General features: G+C 50.1%; 18 protein-coding genes. 2 read left to right on the top strand and 16 right to left on the bottom strand.

Annotation, left to right across the window (positions count from 1 at the left end; genetic code table 11):
* Positions 1-180: 180 nt before the first annotated feature.
* The 11 genes from ACFVSO_RS16120 to ACFVSO_RS16070 all read right to left on the bottom strand — a co-directional run bounded on the left by ACFVSO_RS16120 (position 181) and on the right by ACFVSO_RS16070 (position 11,815).
* Positions 181-1,365 carry an ROK family transcriptional regulator gene (locus ACFVSO_RS16120; protein WP_387475278.1) on the bottom strand — a complete coding sequence of 395 codons (1,185 nt, stop codon included), beginning with the start codon at positions 1,363-1,365 and terminating at the stop codon, positions 181-183.
* A gap of 117 nt (positions 1,366-1,482) precedes the next feature.
* Positions 1,483-2,877: a galactose-binding domain-containing protein gene (locus ACFVSO_RS16115; RefSeq protein ID WP_387475276.1), complete on the bottom strand. Its 1,395-nt coding sequence runs from the start codon at positions 2,875-2,877 to the stop codon at positions 1,483-1,485.
* A gap of 99 nt (positions 2,878-2,976) precedes the next feature.
* The gene (nagZ, locus tag ACFVSO_RS16110; RefSeq protein ID WP_387475274.1) at positions 2,977-4,551 is read right to left on the bottom strand and encodes a beta-N-acetylhexosaminidase; all 1,575 of its coding nucleotides are present in this window, start codon (positions 4,549-4,551) and stop codon (positions 2,977-2,979) included.
* A 42-nt stretch (positions 4,552-4,593) separates the two neighbouring features.
* Complete coding sequence (locus ACFVSO_RS16105; RefSeq protein WP_387475272.1) at positions 4,594-5,448, bottom strand: carbohydrate ABC transporter permease; 855 nt, start codon at positions 5,446-5,448, stop codon at positions 4,594-4,596.
* Positions 5,449-5,460: 12 nt separating this feature from the next.
* Positions 5,461-6,354, bottom strand: a complete 894-nt coding sequence (locus ACFVSO_RS16100; RefSeq protein WP_387475270.1) for a carbohydrate ABC transporter permease — start codon at positions 6,352-6,354, stop codon at positions 5,461-5,463.
* A 117-nt stretch (positions 6,355-6,471) separates the two neighbouring features.
* Positions 6,472-7,821, bottom strand: a complete 1,350-nt coding sequence (locus tag ACFVSO_RS16095; protein ID WP_387475268.1) for an extracellular solute-binding protein — start codon at positions 7,819-7,821, stop codon at positions 6,472-6,474.
* Positions 7,822-8,393: 572 nt separating this feature from the next.
* The gene (locus ACFVSO_RS16090; protein ID WP_387475266.1) at positions 8,394-8,522 is read right to left on the bottom strand and encodes a hypothetical protein; all 129 of its coding nucleotides are present in this window, start codon (positions 8,520-8,522) and stop codon (positions 8,394-8,396) included.
* Positions 8,523-8,549: 27 nt separating this feature from the next.
* Positions 8,550-9,446 carry a LysR family transcriptional regulator gene (locus ACFVSO_RS16085; RefSeq protein WP_387475264.1) on the bottom strand — a complete coding sequence of 299 codons (897 nt, stop codon included), beginning with the start codon at positions 9,444-9,446 and terminating at the stop codon, positions 8,550-8,552.
* Between the two features lie 75 nt (positions 9,447-9,521).
* On the bottom strand, positions 9,522-10,160 hold the full coding sequence (locus ACFVSO_RS16080) for an HD domain-containing protein (protein WP_387475262.1): 639 nt from the start codon (positions 10,158-10,160) through the stop codon (positions 9,522-9,524).
* Between the two features lie 139 nt (positions 10,161-10,299).
* Complete coding sequence (locus ACFVSO_RS16075; RefSeq protein ID WP_387475260.1) at positions 10,300-10,959, bottom strand: cyclase family protein; 660 nt, start codon at positions 10,957-10,959, stop codon at positions 10,300-10,302.
* A gap of 97 nt (positions 10,960-11,056) precedes the next feature.
* Positions 11,057-11,815: an HAD-IIB family hydrolase gene (locus tag ACFVSO_RS16070; RefSeq protein ID WP_387475258.1), complete on the bottom strand. Its 759-nt coding sequence runs from the start codon at positions 11,813-11,815 to the stop codon at positions 11,057-11,059.
* Between the two features lie 82 nt (positions 11,816-11,897).
* Here ACFVSO_RS16070 and ACFVSO_RS16065 point away from each other — a divergent pair, with 82 nt between their 5' ends.
* Positions 11,898-12,590, top strand: coding sequence for a Crp/Fnr family transcriptional regulator (locus ACFVSO_RS16065; protein WP_387475256.1), 693 nt, complete (start codon positions 11,898-11,900; stop codon positions 12,588-12,590).
* A gap of 222 nt (positions 12,591-12,812) precedes the next feature.
* Positions 12,813-13,118, top strand: a complete 306-nt coding sequence (locus tag ACFVSO_RS16060) for a hypothetical protein (protein ID WP_387475254.1) — start codon at positions 12,813-12,815, stop codon at positions 13,116-13,118.
* A 131-nt stretch (positions 13,119-13,249) separates the two neighbouring features.
* Here ACFVSO_RS16060 and ACFVSO_RS16055 read toward each other — a convergent pair whose 3' ends face one another.
* From ACFVSO_RS16055 to ACFVSO_RS16035, 5 genes are all read right to left on the bottom strand, one after another.
* A complete protein-coding gene (locus ACFVSO_RS16055; protein WP_387475252.1) occupies positions 13,250-13,738 on the bottom strand; it encodes a DUF2798 domain-containing protein in 489 nt (162 codons plus the stop codon).
* 244 nt (positions 13,739-13,982) lie between these two features.
* Complete coding sequence (locus ACFVSO_RS16050; RefSeq protein ID WP_387475250.1) at positions 13,983-14,396, bottom strand: TerB family tellurite resistance protein; 414 nt, start codon at positions 14,394-14,396, stop codon at positions 13,983-13,985.
* Positions 14,397-14,519: 123 nt separating this feature from the next.
* Positions 14,520-15,377 carry an SDR family oxidoreductase gene (locus ACFVSO_RS16045; RefSeq protein ID WP_387475248.1) on the bottom strand — a complete coding sequence of 286 codons (858 nt, stop codon included), beginning with the start codon at positions 15,375-15,377 and terminating at the stop codon, positions 14,520-14,522.
* Between the two features lie 102 nt (positions 15,378-15,479).
* Positions 15,480-15,896: an Rrf2 family transcriptional regulator gene (locus tag ACFVSO_RS16040; RefSeq protein ID WP_387475246.1), complete on the bottom strand. Its 417-nt coding sequence runs from the start codon at positions 15,894-15,896 to the stop codon at positions 15,480-15,482.
* A gap of 103 nt (positions 15,897-15,999) precedes the next feature.
* Positions 16,000-17,586 (bottom strand): AraC family transcriptional regulator, encoded by a 1,587-nt coding sequence (locus ACFVSO_RS16035; RefSeq protein ID WP_387475244.1) that lies wholly within the window; start codon positions 17,584-17,586, stop codon positions 16,000-16,002.
* Positions 17,587-17,736: the final 150 nt, after the last annotated feature.

Below are 17,736 nucleotides of genomic sequence, written 5' to 3'. Positions count from 1 at the left end.
CATCGGCAAACTTGTAATTGAACAAGAAACCAAGCGCCATAATGAACAACGCTACTGTACCAAGCCCGATTGTTTTTTGGTTTGCGATAGGACCACCCCTTCCACTTCCTGCATGTTATGTACAGTATAACAGATTGGAAATGGGATATTAAGGGTAACTGAGCAGGGAATTGTCTTCCATTATTTCAATACCGATGCGCTGAATATTTGCTGCAGCATCAGCGTTGCTGCGCCATAGAGCGAGCCCTTGTCTCCGAAGGATGCTGGGATGATGCGCTCCTGCCGGAACGGAAGCGGGAACGGAAAGGCTTCGATCGCCTCCTTCACCTGGCTCATGAAACGTGGCGATCCGTTCATCCATCCTTCAATGATCATCACCTCAGGGCTGACAAAGTTGCCTGCGCTCGCCAGCATAAAGGTCGTCACAAATTGCACCTTGTCGAAGATCGGCTTCAGCCATTCTTCGCCTGAATTGTAGCGCTCCAGCACTTCATCGAATGTAGCCGGGATTGGGACCTCCCGCTTCAAGGCCAGTGCTTGGCTTTTCTTCAATATATAAGGGCTTGTCAGCACAGTCTCGATACAGCCTACCGCTCCGCAGGTGCACTGCTCGCCGCCGGGATCGACCGGAATATGTCCAATCTCGCCGGCAGTGCCTTGATATCCCGCATAGATAGTAGAATCGATAATGATGCCTGAGCCGATACCTTCATTAATAGTCAAATAAACAATGTTGCTGATCCCCTTCGCCGCACCGGAATAAAACTCCGCAAAGGCAGCCGCGTTGGAGTCGTTCACCAGCTTCACAGGGATATTCGGATAGGAAGCCGCAATATGCGCTTTGACGTTGAACTGCTTCAATTGCAAGTAACGGGACACCAGCACAGTCTCGCCGCTTGAATCAATGATGCCCGGAGTCGAAACGCCAATTCCTTTAATTAGCGACGAATCGACGCCAGCTGCTTGTTGCATGCAGGAGCTAAGCGCTTCGTCGATTTGACCGGCGATCCGCTCATTGCCCTTCCCGATCTCCGTCCTGTACTCCGCAATGCAATCTCCATGCAAATTCATGATTGCGCATCGCAAATACTGATTGCCAAAGGACAAGCCAATGACATAACCGCCGTCCTTGTTGATCTGAAGCGAGATCGCCCTTCTGCCTACACCGGTCGTCTGTTTCTCGCCCAGCTCTTCCACCAGCTTCAACTGAATCAGCTCTTCGATTAATGCGGATACCGTCGTAGCGCTCAGTTTTGTCATCGTCGTTAATTCCGCCCGCGTTCGCATGCCTTCGCGATGGAGCAGATTCAATATAGTCGCCATATTTATTTCTTTCATGAGCTGAAGATTGCCTTTCACCTGCACCCAAACCTATCCTTTCACCGACTGCATGTTTCCTATATTTTAGCATAATAGAGGGGCCAGACATAGCATATCCTCAGGAAAGGAGAGCCGGATTCGACTCCCCTTTCTTGCATCGAACTAAATATTATCCGCTTGCCGGATGGACAGATTTCGGTAGTTTTGCACTACATCCTGGACTTGTGCCGGTGTCAGAACTGTGTTTTTCGCATGATAAACCCAATCCACATCCATCTCATACGTTCTAGGTGTCGATGTGCCCATCAGCTGCTCCGCCATGAACCAGAGATTGAAGTTAATCGACATATTTGCTCTCGGATAATACTTGCCGCCATGTGTAGATAGCAGGCTGCCGTCTAAATAATATTTCACTTCACCGCCAGAGACGACCATCACCAGCGTATGCCAGCCCGTATAATTGCCTACATGCGCGGTATACAAATTGTCTTTGCTCCATGGATTATTGCTGTACGTATACCAGGATGTATTCCACATCGCCGGCTGCGGGACGCCCCATCCGCCGTTGGCCAGCAACTCGAAGTCAAGCTCGCTGTACAGCGGATCGTTGTCGTAGCGCAGCGGGGAGATTGTAAAGAACGTCTCCACTATGCCGTCGCCATCCGGCCCCGAGATCGGAGCATCAGTGAATCGTACTCTTGCCGCATAGGTTCCTTCTCTAAATTTCATGGAGGAGGTATAAATCTCCGACTGGCTTGTGCCCGCTCCTGTTCCATTCGTGCTGGCCTTAAGGCGCATAATCTTGTTGCTTGCGAGCGAGGCGTCGTCATGGAAAGAGATGTTGCTGGCAGACCAGGAAGCGCCAGCCGGACCAGGAGCTCCGACCCCTGTACGGATAACCCAGTTATGCAATCCGATATTAGAGTCGTAAGGGCCCGAATAATTGAAGTCATTGAACAGCGCATGCGTGACAACCGGAGGCGTAACGCCGCCCGAACCTTCGCCCCACACTTCTACCTCTACGTAATGATTGTAGATGTTGGCGCTGCTGCCGTTGGTATATAGCCGGACATATCTGGCATTGACAGCAGAGAAGTCAATGGTCTTCCCAGTGCTGCTCTCGCTGTATTCCGCATGGCTGCCGAAGCCGAGTCCAGCGCTATTGTTGGTATCGTTGTTGAATACTGTCGTGACTCCACTGCTGAAGCTGGCGTCATTGGACAAGCGAACAATGACATCCCGGTATGTTCTGCCGTCCGCGAAGTAATGCCATACCTTCACCTGGGTAAGCGAATAGCTTTGTCCCAGGTCGATCTGTATCCATTGCAGATTCTCGGTCACGCCTACATGATTGTCGCTGCTTTTGTTGCCGTCCGTCACGAGAGAAGGACTTCCCGTGATCGGCTGGCTTGCCGTTACGGATTTGCCTGCTGCCAGATTGCTCGGCGCCGCATAGGATACCTCTTTGTAGATCGGTGTCCCAAGCAGCAGCAAGCTCATCACCAGCACCATCAGACTCCATTTCCTTACGCTTGATCGAGTGCTCCAACTTAACATTGCACAACCGCCTCTCAAAAGTGTAGGTAATACAACAGTTGAATCCACTTGCATCTGCGATTCGTGATGCCGTGCTCCTTAGCCCCTCTTACCTCTATCTCATGCAATCCCCCCTCTCGGAACAAGCAGCTCGGCCAGTGCCGTTAACGAATAATCTGAAGTGGAGCATAGCAGCGCCTTGCTTGCCTGCTCCGGCAGAGCCTCCGCGTCATAGGGATTGCGCAGTATGACCGCAAGCAGCGGCTTACGCTTCGCCAGCGCGCGAGCCAAATCCGCTTGCCCTTCGAATAGATGCCCATTAATCGTTCCCTGTATGACGGCGTCAAAGTCTTCTGCTTGATCGGCGACCCGCTTCTGTTCGCCCGCATCCGGATTTTGCGACAGAGAGATCGCCGTCAACTGAATGCCTCGACTGGCCAACAGCCCGGCAAGCGGCAGCTGCTCATCATCGGAATTGTCTGCTTTGCTTTGTCTCTCCAGCTTCGGAACGACGAGCAAGTAACGCTTGTCCGTCTGCAAAGGAACCATCTGCTGCAGATCATCCGTCAGCTTCACGGTCTCCCTGGCGAGAACAAGGATGCGTTCCTTCCACTGTTCACGCGGCACCGGTGAAGCCGATGCGCGGTAAGAGGCCATTTTGGCATGCAGCTCATCGATTCTGGCCATGGATTCGTCGATCCGCTCCTCCGGGATAACCCCTTCCCTGACTGCCTTCACAATACCCGCCATGACCTCATCCTGGAATTGCGGCGTATGGCACATCAGAATCCTGTCATTGCCGGCCAAGACAGCCATAACCCCGATCTTGGCAGGCTCATAGTTGTTCTTGATCGCGCCCATCTCGATATCATCGGTACAGATGACACCTTGAAAGCCCAGCTTATTCCGCAACAGCTCTGTAGCGAAATAATAGCTAAGCGAAGCCGGCAGTCCTTGCGATTCCGGAATAGCTGGGAACACGATATGAGCAAGCATCACGGAATCTACTCCAGCTTCAATCGCCTTCTGGAACGGAAGGAGCGGTCCCGCCAGCAGTTGATCCAGATCAAGCTCGCAGGTTTGCAGGTCGATATGGGAGTCTCCGCTAACTTGGCCGTGACCCGGGAAGTGCTTGGCTGTGCACGCCACTCCCGCTTCATGCATGCCTGCGATATAGGCAGCGCCCAACCTTGCAACCGTGCTCGGATCCTCGCCGAACGACCGGATGCCAACGACCGGATTATCAATGTTCGTATTCACATCGAGCACCGGTGCCCAGTTCATCGGAATGCCGACCGCATGCAATTGGCTGCCGATCAGCTTTCCTTGCTCATGGGCGATCCGTTCGTTGTCTGCCAGCCCGACAGCCCGATTGCTCGGCATATAGGGATAGAAGTCTTTCAGATTGGAGAGGCTTCCGCCTTCCTCGTCGATGGACAGATAGAGGGGCTTCGGATTAGGCGTCGATGCTGACAATTGGATTGCAGACGCAATCCATTCCTTCAACTGTGCTTCGGATTCGATGTTATGAGGAAAGATCCCCAGCCCGCCAAACGGATAAGCGCCGAATCTGTGCGATGTCTCTTCGTCTATATAAGGGCCGGGTACTCCGATTACGCACATCCTCGCAATCTTCTCTTCCAGGCTTAGTCTGGTATTGCTCTCCGATTGCGGACAGCTAGCGGCTGTTTCCATACACTCCATCCTTTCTCTATCTGTGTTGCTCTAAGATTCCCTTTACTTCACAGCGCCTGACGTTACACCCGCCACGATATGCCGCTGGAACATGATATACATGACAACGACCGGAATCATGGATAATAACAAACCTGCGAACAGGGGTCCCCACTCTGTACGGAATTGCATTTCCGCCTGCATTACGGCTATACCGACCGGAACCGTGTACTTCGCAGGATCATTCACGAACACCGTGCCCATCAAATATTCATTCCACGTATTCAGCGCGTTCATAATGCCAATCGTAATGACGCCGGAACGCGCGAGGGGGAACATCACTTGAAAAAACGTCCGGTAATAGCCGGCCCCATCAATATAAGCGGCCTCCTCCAGCTCCCTCGGCAAAGACTTGAAGAAGCTGACCATGACGAATACGCTGAAAGGTAGCGCCCACGCCGTATACACAATAATGAGTCCGACAAGATTATTAATTAACCCCAGATCATTCAGCAGGAAAAATAACGGTACAAGCCCGAGTATCATAGGGATCATCATCGCCGATAAGTAGACATAGTACATGACCTGGCTGCCCTTGAATGCGAACCGGGCCAGTATATATGCCGTTGTCGCCGAAAGCACGATAGCCAGGAATGTGCTGGCTGCCGTAACGACGACCGAATTCATAAAGAAGTCATTGAAATGATACCGGTTCCATACATCCGTAAAGTTGCTCCACAGTAGTGGCAGCTTGGGCAGCGCCCAAGGTTTCTCCAGCATAAATTGCTTATTGTCCTTCAATGCGCCGAGTCCCGTCCATATGAGCGGGTACAATACCGCTGCTGTCCACAGCAGCAGAATCATTTGGGACAATATCGTTAAAGCTCGATGGCTTCGCTTGGTTGTGATCGGATTCATGGCCGCTTCCTCCTATGACAGTTGTGTCTCGTCACGGCGCAGCAACCGTTGAAGAACCAACGTAGTAATCAGTGATATCGCAAGAATAAACACGCCGATAGCTGAGGCATAACCCATATGGAATTGCTTGAAGCCCATCTGATACAGATAGGAGCCCATCACCTGCGTAGCATTATCAGGTCCGCCCTCCGTCATAATCCATACCATGACGAACGAACCGTTTAATGTCGTGATGGCAATATGAAGAATACTCACCTTGATTTGCTCCCATATCAGCGGTACCGTGATGGACCAGAACTGCCTGCCTTCCGATGCACCATCGATCTCCGCAGCCTCATACAACGAAGTCGGAATGGTCAATATAGCTGCTACCAATAGCAGAAAATAAAAGCCGATCCCCGCCCAGATCGAAGGCCATAGGATAGACCAGAGCGCCGTATCGGCTTGACCGAGCCAAGGCGTCCTTACAGGCTCGTCGGTAAAGACCGAGAGCAGCGAATTCAAAATGCCGATGTTCGGATTATAGATAAATCTCCACAGCACCCCAATGACCACGACCGAGATAATATTGGGCATAAAAAAGACGATTCGATAAATCTTTGCTCCGCGAAGCTTGAAGCGCGTGACCGCTACTGCAAAAAAAGTTGCCAGCACCACAATGCCGATTACTTTGCCCGCGACAAGGAAATAGTCGTTTGTAATCGATTTCCACAAGATTGGATCCTTGAAAAGCTCCACGAAATTTTGAAGACCGATATACGTCATAAACTCCGAGCTTCCTGACCAGTCGAACAATGAGATGTACATGCCGCGCGCAATGGGATAGATGGTGAACATGGCGAAAAACAAAAAAGTAGGGATAAGGAACGACAGGATAAACCATTTTCTCTTGTTCGTATTGATCATTCTGACCCTTCCTTGTTTCAGATTCGTGTGACGACCTGAGCCGGAGGGCCAGCGCACGTCAGCTATTGCTTGTAGCACAGGCAATCCGGCAACAATCAGTTCGTCAGAAGATGCAATCTATTTGCGCGCTTTGGCCGCTGCAGCTTCCACCCGCTCGCCCCATTGCTGCGGTGTAATATTGCCTAAGGTCAAGGCCACCGTCGCATTGTTCATCTCCGTCTTCACATCCGGATTAAACTCGACAACCGGAGCTACCAGCGTACTGCCGTCGCTATAGAAGCTCATAGCCCCCTTCACCACATCACTCGCTGTTGAGGATTCCAGATCGGCTTTCACGTTCATAAGCGCTCCTGTCTTCTCTGCGAAGTTCAGCGAATGCTGCTTGGTGAATACGAATTCGATAAAGGCTTTGGCCGCCTCTACGTTTTTCGCCTTTTTCGCAATGGCCATGGTAGCTGTATATGGAATGGCCACATATTTCCCGCCATTCGATTGTGTCACGGATGGAACGTACGCGAACTTGAAGTCCTCCGGCGTATCGTTTTTCATCTCGCCCTCCAGCCACAATCCATTCGGAATGAAAGCCGACTTATGCTGCAGGAACAGCATTTGAGAGTCTGTATGATTCAGCGCCGACGAAGCTTTGTCAATATATCCAAGGCTGCTGATCTCGCTGAGCTTCTCCAGTGCCTTCAGAACCGGCTCACTTTGGTAGACGCCTTCCTTCATCTCACCCATTTCAACCAAAATAGTAGCGTTGTCGCCATTGGCGGAGATGATTGCCGGGAACAGGAACCCGCCATGAATGTATTCCGGGTAGACACCTGTATGGATATAAGGGCTAATGCCGGTTGTCTTAATCTCTTCGCTTAGCTTAAGGAAGCTGTCGTAGTCGGTCGGTACCTGCCAGCCGTTCTTCTCAAGCAGCGCTTGATCGTAGAAGTTGCCGTAAGCGCCGAATACAAGCGGGATATTGTAGACGTTGCCGCCGTACACCTCAGGCTGCGAGATCAGCACATCCAGAATCGGCTCGCCGTCTACATTGACAGCCGACTGAATCCATTCCGTAATATCCAGAAGCTGATCGTCTTCGATCATTTGTCTTGGATTGGAGCCTGCTCCATCGATGTAGACCACATCCGGCGGATCGCCTTGAATCCAGCGAGGCTTCATCTGCTCGTTGATGACCGCTCCGGCTGATTGCTTAATGTTCAGCTTCGGATTAGCCTTCTGGAATTGCTCGATCGTCTCCAGCCACCAAGCGTCTCCGTAACCGCCTACAAAGTATTGAATCTCGAAATCTCCCGTCAACCCTTCTTGGGCCGGCTCCTCGGATTGAGCAGGCGTTGCTGTCGGGGCATTCGTGGCGTTGCCGCCTCCTTCATTGCCAGACTTTGCGCCGCAGCCCATCACGGCTAGCAGTAGAAAACATGCGACAAGCGTTGCTACAAGCTTCGTTTTTTTCATAGCGACCTCTCCTCTTGTATCTTCTTCGTACGATCAACAAGCGTGGAACGACTGGAAGCAGCTACCCTCCTTATGTACGATATGTACGGCCAATTAATTATTTTGTCCACTGGACTAATTAAATAATAAGAGCAACTTCCGCCACTTGTCAATAAGGGATTTTATCGTTTTCACGAGCACAAAAAAAGAAGCTGGATCAGGACAACTCCCCTGAACCAGCCTCTATCTTGAATGATTTCAACCTAAGCGTCGCTATTCTATTCTTTCTTAACCTATAGCTCGGTAATCTGATGAAGATCAAGCTTGATACGTTTGAGCTCCTGCTCCATCCATTTCTAGGTCCGACTGCTTAATGGGGCTCCGTATAACGATGCACAATAAGAAAAAGAAAATAGCTGTCATGACAATCAGAAAAACAGGACCGCTTAGTGCCCATATCCCTGCTGAAGAAGCTCTTGCCTTTTTGCCATCTCGCGCAACAGATCTTGCCAATAACCCCGGCAATGGATACATAATAACTAGTATAAAGATTGCTCTAAGCCGAGAAACTCGGCTTGCACGACGAAAATGAGCTACGTCGCTCGCTCTAACCCGAGAAACTCGGCTTGCACAGCGGAAATGAGCTGCGCCGCACGCTCTAAGCCGAGAAACTCGGCTTGCAGCACATGAAGTAACACCTTCGTATATGCCGAAGTTAACATTTATAAAAAATTCTCTCATTAATTCTATTATTTCGCAATCAGGTCATGATCGACGATCGTCTGCCGCAGCAAATTAATAAATTGCTGCGCTGCAAAGCCGATGTACTTCTCCTTATGGTAGATCAGTCCGATCGACCTGCGGACAGGCGGATTCTCGATCTTGACCATAGCGATGCGGTCGTTCTTCCACATATGCAGCAGCGTTTTGGACAGGATCGACACTCCCGCGTTCGCCTGCACCAAACTTAGAATCGATTCCGTCACATCCGTCTCGATTATCGGCCGCAGCGGCGCATCAATCAGCTTGAATGCGGCGTCAATCTGCATACGGCACTGATAATGCTTCGGAAATACAATAAAGGATTCGTCTTTTACGCAATCCAGCGGAACGGATACCTTCCCTGCCAGCGGATGCTGATCGGATACCGCCAGAAACAGCTCCTCTTCATAGAGTGGAACGATCTCCAGCCGTTCGTCCTGCACCGGCACAATCGTTATCGCCATATCCATTTCATTTTGTACAATTCCGCTTACGACATCATCGCGGCCGATCATCCGCACTTCAATGTCCGGGTACTTCTGATGAAAGGCGAACAGCAGCGTAGAGACCAGACGATTCAGCTCGCCCGGCAATACCCCGATCGACAGCTTCCCAGACCTGAGCGTCTGCAGCTCCTGCAGCTCTTCTTTGGCGCTTTGGAGACTTTGAAAGATTTGATTGCCATGCTTGAACAAAATATGGCCCACCTCCGTCAGAGAAGTGCGCCTCCCAATTCGGTCGAAGAGCGGCATCCCAATCTCGCCCTCCAGCGCCTTGATCTGATGGCTTAATGTTGGCTGGGTTACGCCAAGCTGCTCAGACGCACGCGTAAAGTGAAGCTCCTTCGCTACCGCCATAAAATATTCCAGTTGTCTGATCTCCATCCCTCTGCTCCTCCTGTCACATGACGAAACCAGAAATAACACCCAGTAAGGTGGATGTTATTTCTGGTCTTATCATTATTCCTTCCAAGGCGAATGCAACACGCACTCACAAAAATTCGTCCGCTCAAAGCCCGGCAGCAGCATCGCGCATACATCGGCTTTAATATTCCCGAAGGTTGTCTCCGGCTTATGATTGAACCCTTCGAGGAACGCAGGCAGAATCTTGTTCTTGAAGTTGTTACGCGGGTAAGCCGCCACCACCTGCGCCCGAATCTCTTCCGTCAAACTGTCGAAGTTCTCTCCCATGACATCATAACCGACGCCGGAATAGATAAGCGCCACCTCCGGCTCCTTATCCTGCGCAATGCCGATCGTCGTATGCAGCGCAACGGCGTCCCATACAAGGCGGATCGATTGCTCCGGAACGCCATGCGACTGAAGATAGCCGCGGGCCGCGTTGGCGCCGTCAACCTCGAAGCGTTTGTCCGGGCTGCTGTAGGTTTTGGTCAGCCCCAAATCATGGAACAAAGCGCTAATGTACAGTAGCTCTGGATCAAAGGCTACACCTGCATTCCTCCCCTGAAGCGCCCCGAACAGAAACACGCGATGCGAATGGTTCCACAATAGATCATTGCCGTGCTCACGAAGCAGCTCCGCCGCGCCAGACGCAAGCTTACTGTCCGGAATACGAATATCAGCGACAAGTTGACTCATCTTTTTCCAGCCTCCTTAGCGTTTTCAATCAGTTGCATCTTGATTGTATAAAGGTCGGAATGATAGATCAATATTATCGTTTCTATGACTATCATAGATAGGACACATGATCTGCTCGCGCATAACACATGATTGCCGATTACAGCCGGAGCTCTGCACAAGCCCGAACCGGGAATGTCCCCATTCCTTTTATTTTGGGCGGAACAGCATGAAAGATAAAGCCAGCGTCTGGCAGCAGCTGCAAATTGCATAGATGCTCGACGATCGGGATGCCAGCTTTCAGCAAGATGGAATGGACGGGACGCGCTTTACCCGAAGTATCGTCGATGTTGAAGGAATCAATTCCGACCAATACCGCTCCCTGGTCCAGTAAATATTGTGCCGCGCCTTCCGTCAAATGGGGAGCGTTCTCAAAGTACAACTCCGTATTCCAGTGGCGATCCCATCCTGTATGGATTAATACAGCCCGCCCCCGGACATCATGCCCATAGAATGCCTGTTCTCCAATAGCAGGCGCATCCACCGACGCTCGAACAACAATCGCATCCAATCCGGCAAATCGCTCCAGCTCCATCTCCGACAAGTCCTTTCCGTCTGCAAAACGGTGGAATGGCGTATCGATGTACGTCCCGGTGTTTGATACCATCTCGATCTTCCCGATCTGGAATTCGGTCCCCTCTTCATACATGACCTTTGAAGCTTCCCGGCTTAAATAATCGCAAATCACCGGGGCTGGAAGTCCTTTGTACGTCACTAATCCGTCTTCGATCACATGGCTCAAATCAATCCACTTCTCCATCCCATTGCCTCCCGATTATGGTATAGCTTGTCTGAACTTAAGTATTGCGATTGTACACCGCGAAATCAATGTTGCGCTTTCTATCATTCCATAGAATTCATCTATTGAAGGAAGACACCAAACCCCCTATTTTCTCAATCACTTTCTCTTCCAGGCTGACAACTTGTTCGGTTGCGATCCGCTTTAATTCAGGGTGGTCGCCGACGCATATGGAATGGTCTGCCTGCTGGAACATCGGTATATCATTGGCATCATTACCGAAGGCGATAAATTCCTGCGGACGCACACCCAATGCTTGAAGTCCCTTCCACTTGCTCGTACCTCTTGGACTAATATCAATGATGTCTTCCGAACCATGCATATAAGTGACTACAGGGAGCTTATGCAGTTCACCGAGCAGCTGGCGTGAATCAAGACTGCGCAGCACGACCATTTTCACAATTGCATTCAACTGTTCATACGGCAAATTGCGGGCTTTGCGATCCGGGTCCAGATTACGGCGTATCGGATGAGTGTCATCACCTGTATATGCGTAATCCCATTCACCGTCCATCAAATATTCGGCTTCATATTTCACAATCAACCGGATAAGACGTCCTAATGTTACTTGATCGAAAGGAGAGGTTGCCAATATTCTCCCCTCTGACGCTACGAAAGCCCCGTTGCCCCCTATCATGGGATAGTGATGCATATGTACGGGCAGAATGGGCAGCAGGTCGCGAATCGGCCTAGCAGAGGCAAAAATAAGCTCAAACCCTTGGCCTTCAAGGGAAGCTAATGCTTGAACCATAGCGGGACTTAAAGGTTTCCCGGAAAAACAAATGGTTCCATCCAAATCAAATACAATCTTCTTCATCCATGTCTTGCTCCTTCATTTTTTCTCTCATCTTAGCAATTCCGAGTATAATAAAAAGGACAAATGTCCAAAACGGAGGAATATGATGAAAACGAGCATTGATCCGATGCGTATTCAACCCTATTTGGAGGAACACCGGCTTGTCCGTCTTCTCCCGCTGACCACTAAACTCCCGATTCAACTGCGCGATTACGACCGGGGCGAAGTCGTCTTGCATGAAGGCGATGAAATTGATGGTCTTTATTTTCAAGTGACTGGACGAACGAAGGTCTCCTCCAGCATCACAACCGGAAAGGCACTGCTTTTGAGATTCTGCAGCCCCTTGTCCGTTTTCGGAGATATTGAATTAATCCAGAAAGTAGCGGTACAATCCCAGGTCGAGGCGAATGAGCGATCAGCCTTTATTTTCATCAACAAACAAACGGTTGAAGCAGAGATGCTGCATAATAACCTGTTAATGCAGGAACTGCTTAAGCATCTATCCTATAAGCTGCTCACATGTACGACGGCTTCAAGAATTAATCTGCTGGCTTCTGTCGAGGAGCGATTCGCAAGCTATCTGATCGCAACCAAGCTCCAGCATGAGTTCGGCAAAGAAATGGAAACTCCGCACATTGCCGAAATCGCATCTCTAATTGGAACAACGCCCCGCCACCTCAATCGCGTAGTAACCAAGCTCATTGGGACAGGCGCCATTAGAAAAGAGAAAAAAAGAATGGTCGTACAGGATTGGGATCAGCTTAATCAGCTATCCAACGGTCTTCGTTATGAATAAAAGATTGAAAAATGCATATTCATGTAACTTTATGGCTATTTTTCTGTAAATATTTACATAACTTTTCATAAAGTATAAAGTAAAGATAGATTTCTAATCTATTTATGAAAAGGGGTATGTTTTATGAGGAAAACGTATACATTCATACTTGCTATCGCACTATTATCTTTAAGCCTTTTAACGCCAACAAGTAAGGTTTCTGCTTATGATACTTCTCATACGATGAGTGACGTGCTAGTCGGTGGAGCTGTATTCCATACGGGTCTAATCACACCTTTTGGCCCAGGCACGAAGCTTCATAGATTTACGACTCACAGAAGCGGCACGGCGCTCATTACTGTGGTAAATACGAATTACGGCGGGCCACTGCAAGTTCAATTGCTGGATGCCAACTATAATGTCATTCCTAGTCATAATAACGGGATCAGCGTTCAAGCCAACCAAACCTACTACTTAAAAGTTACGTTGACTGCGCCGACTCATCCTAACGGAGCATCCTACGTGTATATGGGTCATTACGTGGTATAGTTAAGCTTACTATAAATGATGAAGAGGCTGCCCTGCTGGGGGCAGCCTCGTTCTTGCGCATTGGAACGTATGGAAGAGCGGGAATCGCCGTGTAACGGTCCATCCTCTGCCCAATTCCGTCAGCAGCTCGGCTATTGCAAAACCGGTTTGCTTACTCGATGCTGTACAAATTTGCTGAACAAAAAGCGTACAAACGGCCCCATGACGATCAGCTGCAGCGGGAAAGCAAATATGAAATTGCGGAAGCAGAGCGAGAAGTAGCTGGCAATCAGTGATCCGCCTTCCAAATGACCGAAATAATAAGACATGCCGAGCCCGAAGAGCGACATACTGAGCACCATGCCCATCACCATAAAAAACGCCAGAGACAATATAACATAGAGCTTCTTTGACTTGTCATAAGGCAGCGCAAAAGCCAGCTTTTTCGCAATTGGTCCCACCACAAACATCTCCACGACAAAGGCGACTGCAAAACCAGCCAGCAATTGAATCGCTGCCGCTTGCCATGTCAGCGCACCTATCGCATCGCTGCGAATCAAATTGTACGACGTCATAAAGACGACCATACCGGTCACCATCATTAACCCAAAATAAAATTCTTCTTTCTTCGTCCTTGGCACTGACCCTCATCCTTTCTGTTCACCTTTGTCATTATAGAAGGTATGACACCCTCTTCATAAGTGACAAATTCGTGAACAATGTAGCTGGATGTATCGGTCAAGTGCTTGTTGCTTACCGAAATCAAAACAGCGGACAGAAGGGACAATGTCTTGTCCTATCCGTCCGCTGCACTTCATCTTGTACCGCCTATTTATTGCTCAAAAATAACTGCATCACTTGCGCCGAAGCTTCCTGGAAATGGGGTTAGCTCGTCGTATGAAGCACCAGCTTCATTCCTTCGACCTTGAGCGCGTTCATTTGCTCCACCCAGATTCTGAACTTGTCGAACGTCTCGTCATCGCAACCGAACAGACGCTGGATCTCATCCGCAATCCGCTTCTCCTCGTCATTGAAGTTGCCGTCTGCAAAGATCAGCAGCAGCAGCTCAGCCAGGAAGATATGCTTGATTCGATCGTCCTGCAGGTTGCCAATCAACTCAGCCGTCGACAAATGCGCTCTTGCCTCTGGCGTCCAGTCTTCAAGTCCAAGCTCAACGAGCCAGCCTTGAATATAATTTCGTTCATTTCGATTAATAAATCCGTCTGATGAAGCAATTCGATGCGCTAGATCAAGAAAGGCTTCCTTATGCTCGCGTTCCACGATAAAATGCAAAAACAATTGTGCACACTCCTCTTCTGACACCCCAAACATGTCCACATAGTGGAAACAGGGAGTTATGTTCAGTTTAGTAGAGTCGCGGACGGAATTCAACTGGATACCCTCAATTAGTTGGGCTTCCAATCATCCATCAATCAGTTGAGTCAAAGCCTCGCGGATTGGCGTCACGGGACGGCCCAGCAGCTTCGCGAAATCACTGCTTTCCACCTCAAGCGCCCCTATGCGAATGCCTTCCTGAATGCCGGTCAGAATCGGCAGCACAAAGTCTGGAATACCCGCCTCTTTCATCATGTCGGCATAAGTCGCATCATCCACCTGCTGAATCGAAACCTCCCGGTTCAGTACATCGCCGAGCGCAGAAGTGAATTGTTCTTGGCTCAGCAGCGGCCCGGACAGCTCATAGATGGTATGATCATGTCCTTCGCCGGTCAATACGGCTGCTGCTGCCTCCGCATAATCCTGCTGCAAGGCCCAGCCTACTTTGCCCCCGTCAGCGGAAGTCACCCATGGCGCCCCGGCTAGAACGGCTTGAATACTGCCGGCTTCATTCTCCAGATACCAATTGTTGCGCAGGAACGAATACGGAATGCCCGTCTTCACAATGACTTCTTCCGTCACACGATGCACAGGGGCGAGGAAGATCGGGCTTTCGGCTGCATTCGCCAAGCTGGTGTACGCAATAAAAGCTACGCCTGCGCACTCAGCAGCAGCGACGGCATTCGTATGCTGACGAATTCTCGCATCATTGTCTCCGTCAGCTGAGATGATCAGCAATCGGTCAATGCCTGCAAAAGCGGCATCCAAGGTATCAGGCTGGTCAAAGTCGCCATGACGCACATCCACGCCCCGCTTCCGCAGATGCTCCGCCTTCTCCGGATTTCTGACGCTTACAGCCAGATCGGCTGCCGATACTTTCTTCAATAACGTCTCCACAATTTTAGATCCCAACTTACCCGTTGCACCAGTCACTAACATTTTCATTGCTCATTCCTCCATTAATCGTTTTTGTTGTAATCATGATCGTTATAACTATATTAGTTACAACTATATGAAAAATAAAAGCCCTCTTGCGGGAGCTTTCATTTATTCGAATTTGTCCGTAAGCTGGCCTAGCGTCGTCTTCGAGAGCCGCTCTTCCATCGCAGACTGAGCATCGCTCATTTCCACTTGCAGAACCGACTCGATATTGCGGCCGACCGGACATTGCTTGTTCGGATCTTCATGGAACCGGAACATTTGATTCTCCTCAATTACATTGACTGCCCTGTAGATATCCAATAATGTGACCTCTTCCGGCTTCTTCAGCAGCGAAGCTCCCCCAACACCCGGACGCACCTCTACGAGCCCCGCTTTCTTCAGCATCCCCATAATTCTGCGGATGACGACAGGATTCGTATTGACGCTGGCTGCAATATAATCCCCTGTACACTCATTCGGTGTATAGGCAATCAGCGACAGGGTATGAACCGCAATGGAGAACCGTGTGCTAATTTGCTTCAATTGGATCACCCCGTTGTATACATTATAGTTACAACAAGCCTCTTAGTCAATGAAGAGTCGCATTCAGAGCCGCTCCGCTAGTTGCTGTGCTTGGACTGCCACACTAACGAGTAGCTGCCCATTCTGTCTGGGCGAGCAATAGGCCCGTAAGCAAGTCTAACTGGCTTTCAATCGAGATTGGATCAAAATACGAATAACTCTCGCAGCCCAATTCGAAGGCACGACCATTCCGGACCGCGTGCAGCTCTTGCCATATCGGGCGGCCCTCCACGTGCTCGATCCCTTCCGTTTCATTTATGGCAAAAATATAATCGGACTCCCCTGCATACTCCGACAGTCGATCAATCGGAATGTTCTGCTCGAAGTGAATACCGCGCGCCATCATGTGCTTGACAGGTTGGGGAGGCAGTAGACGAAGCCCGTTATAAATCGACCAGCCGCTTCTGCCGTAGTGGCTGCCGAATACGGCGAACTGCTCGCCTTTCTCTTCGAAACGAATAATCGTCGCCACGGTCCTCTCATCGGCCACCTTCGCCCGATGGAGCAAAGCCCGTGCAGTTGCCGCCTTATTCTCGTAACGGACAATATAGCGGTCCACATCCGGCGTGCTCCCGATCAATTCGCCCACGATCCGCATATCATCATAGACGGTTCGATTCCCGTCATAGGGAATAAGCACGGATGGAGCAATCTTCGACAACGGTTCATAATCGGCCACATTGTTGCTATTCATCAGAATCAGATCCGGCTCCAGCCTCGCAATCATGTCTAAGGAAGGGGTCACGCCGACATCTGTAATGCCTGATTCCATCTCCTTCAAAAAAGCGCTGCCGCCCCACCAGGTCAAATTGGCGCCAACAGGCTTCATCCCCATCGACAGCAAGATCCCGCCATAATAGAACGCGACGACCCGCAGCTCGCTTCGGCGCTGGCGAATATATTGCTTCGGCGACAAGCCGACCATCTGCTTGAAGCGACGGCTGAAATAATAGACATCCTGAAAGCCGGCGCTGCGCGCGATGCTGCTTAGCGGCTCGCTGGAGATAAGCATTTGTTTTTTGGCCTGATTCATGTGAAGCTCCGTCATATATTCTAACGGACTGCGACCTGTCATTTTCTTGAACAAATTGTTATATTGGCGTACGCCCGAGTTCGCCAGTCTCGCCAATTCCTGAATACTGTACTTCTTGCCATTGTCCGTATGGAGCAAAGCAATCGTCTGATCGACAAGCCTTCGCGGGTCTCTGGCCGAATCAGAGCCGCTCCGCTCGCATACGTAATAGAACAGCTCCTGCAGCCGAATGTGCTGACGGAACGCTTGCAGCTCCGCCCCCTCCCTGCTGGCTGATGCCTGATTAACATAGAGCTGCTCAAGCATGGCAATCCATGTAGTTGGGTGAACCAGCAGGCGGCCGCACAGAGCGTGCAGAATCCTCGAATCCTGCGTATCCGGCTGCTCATCCGAACGGCCCGCAGCTACCTCTATCGAGCATTCCAACTGGTAGTAGCTTAATGCCGATGCGCCGCTAACTTCAAGCTCATACACCGATCCGGATGCGATCAGATAACCGCCTCCCTTCATGAGCCGGACAGGCCTGCCGTCTAATCGCCAAATTCCGTCGCCTTTGACGACGCCTAGAACGATATAATGCTGGGCATAGGATTTGACGTGACGCTTACCAGCCATCATTTGATTCATCTGTATATCGATTAAATGAAACAAACAGGAACGAAACGGGATAGGGAAAGCATTCATGCTTGCAGCTCAACTTCCTCTCAATATATGAGAATGATTATCAACGATAAATTTCATTTTATCGAAAGGAGCCGGATCTTTCAA

The sequence above is a fragment of the Paenibacillus sp. NPDC057967 genome (assembly GCF_042887015.1).
Taxonomy (GTDB): Bacteria; Bacillota; Bacilli; order Paenibacillales; family Paenibacillaceae; genus Pristimantibacillus.
This window is presented reverse-complemented; position numbering and strand designations above follow the sequence as displayed.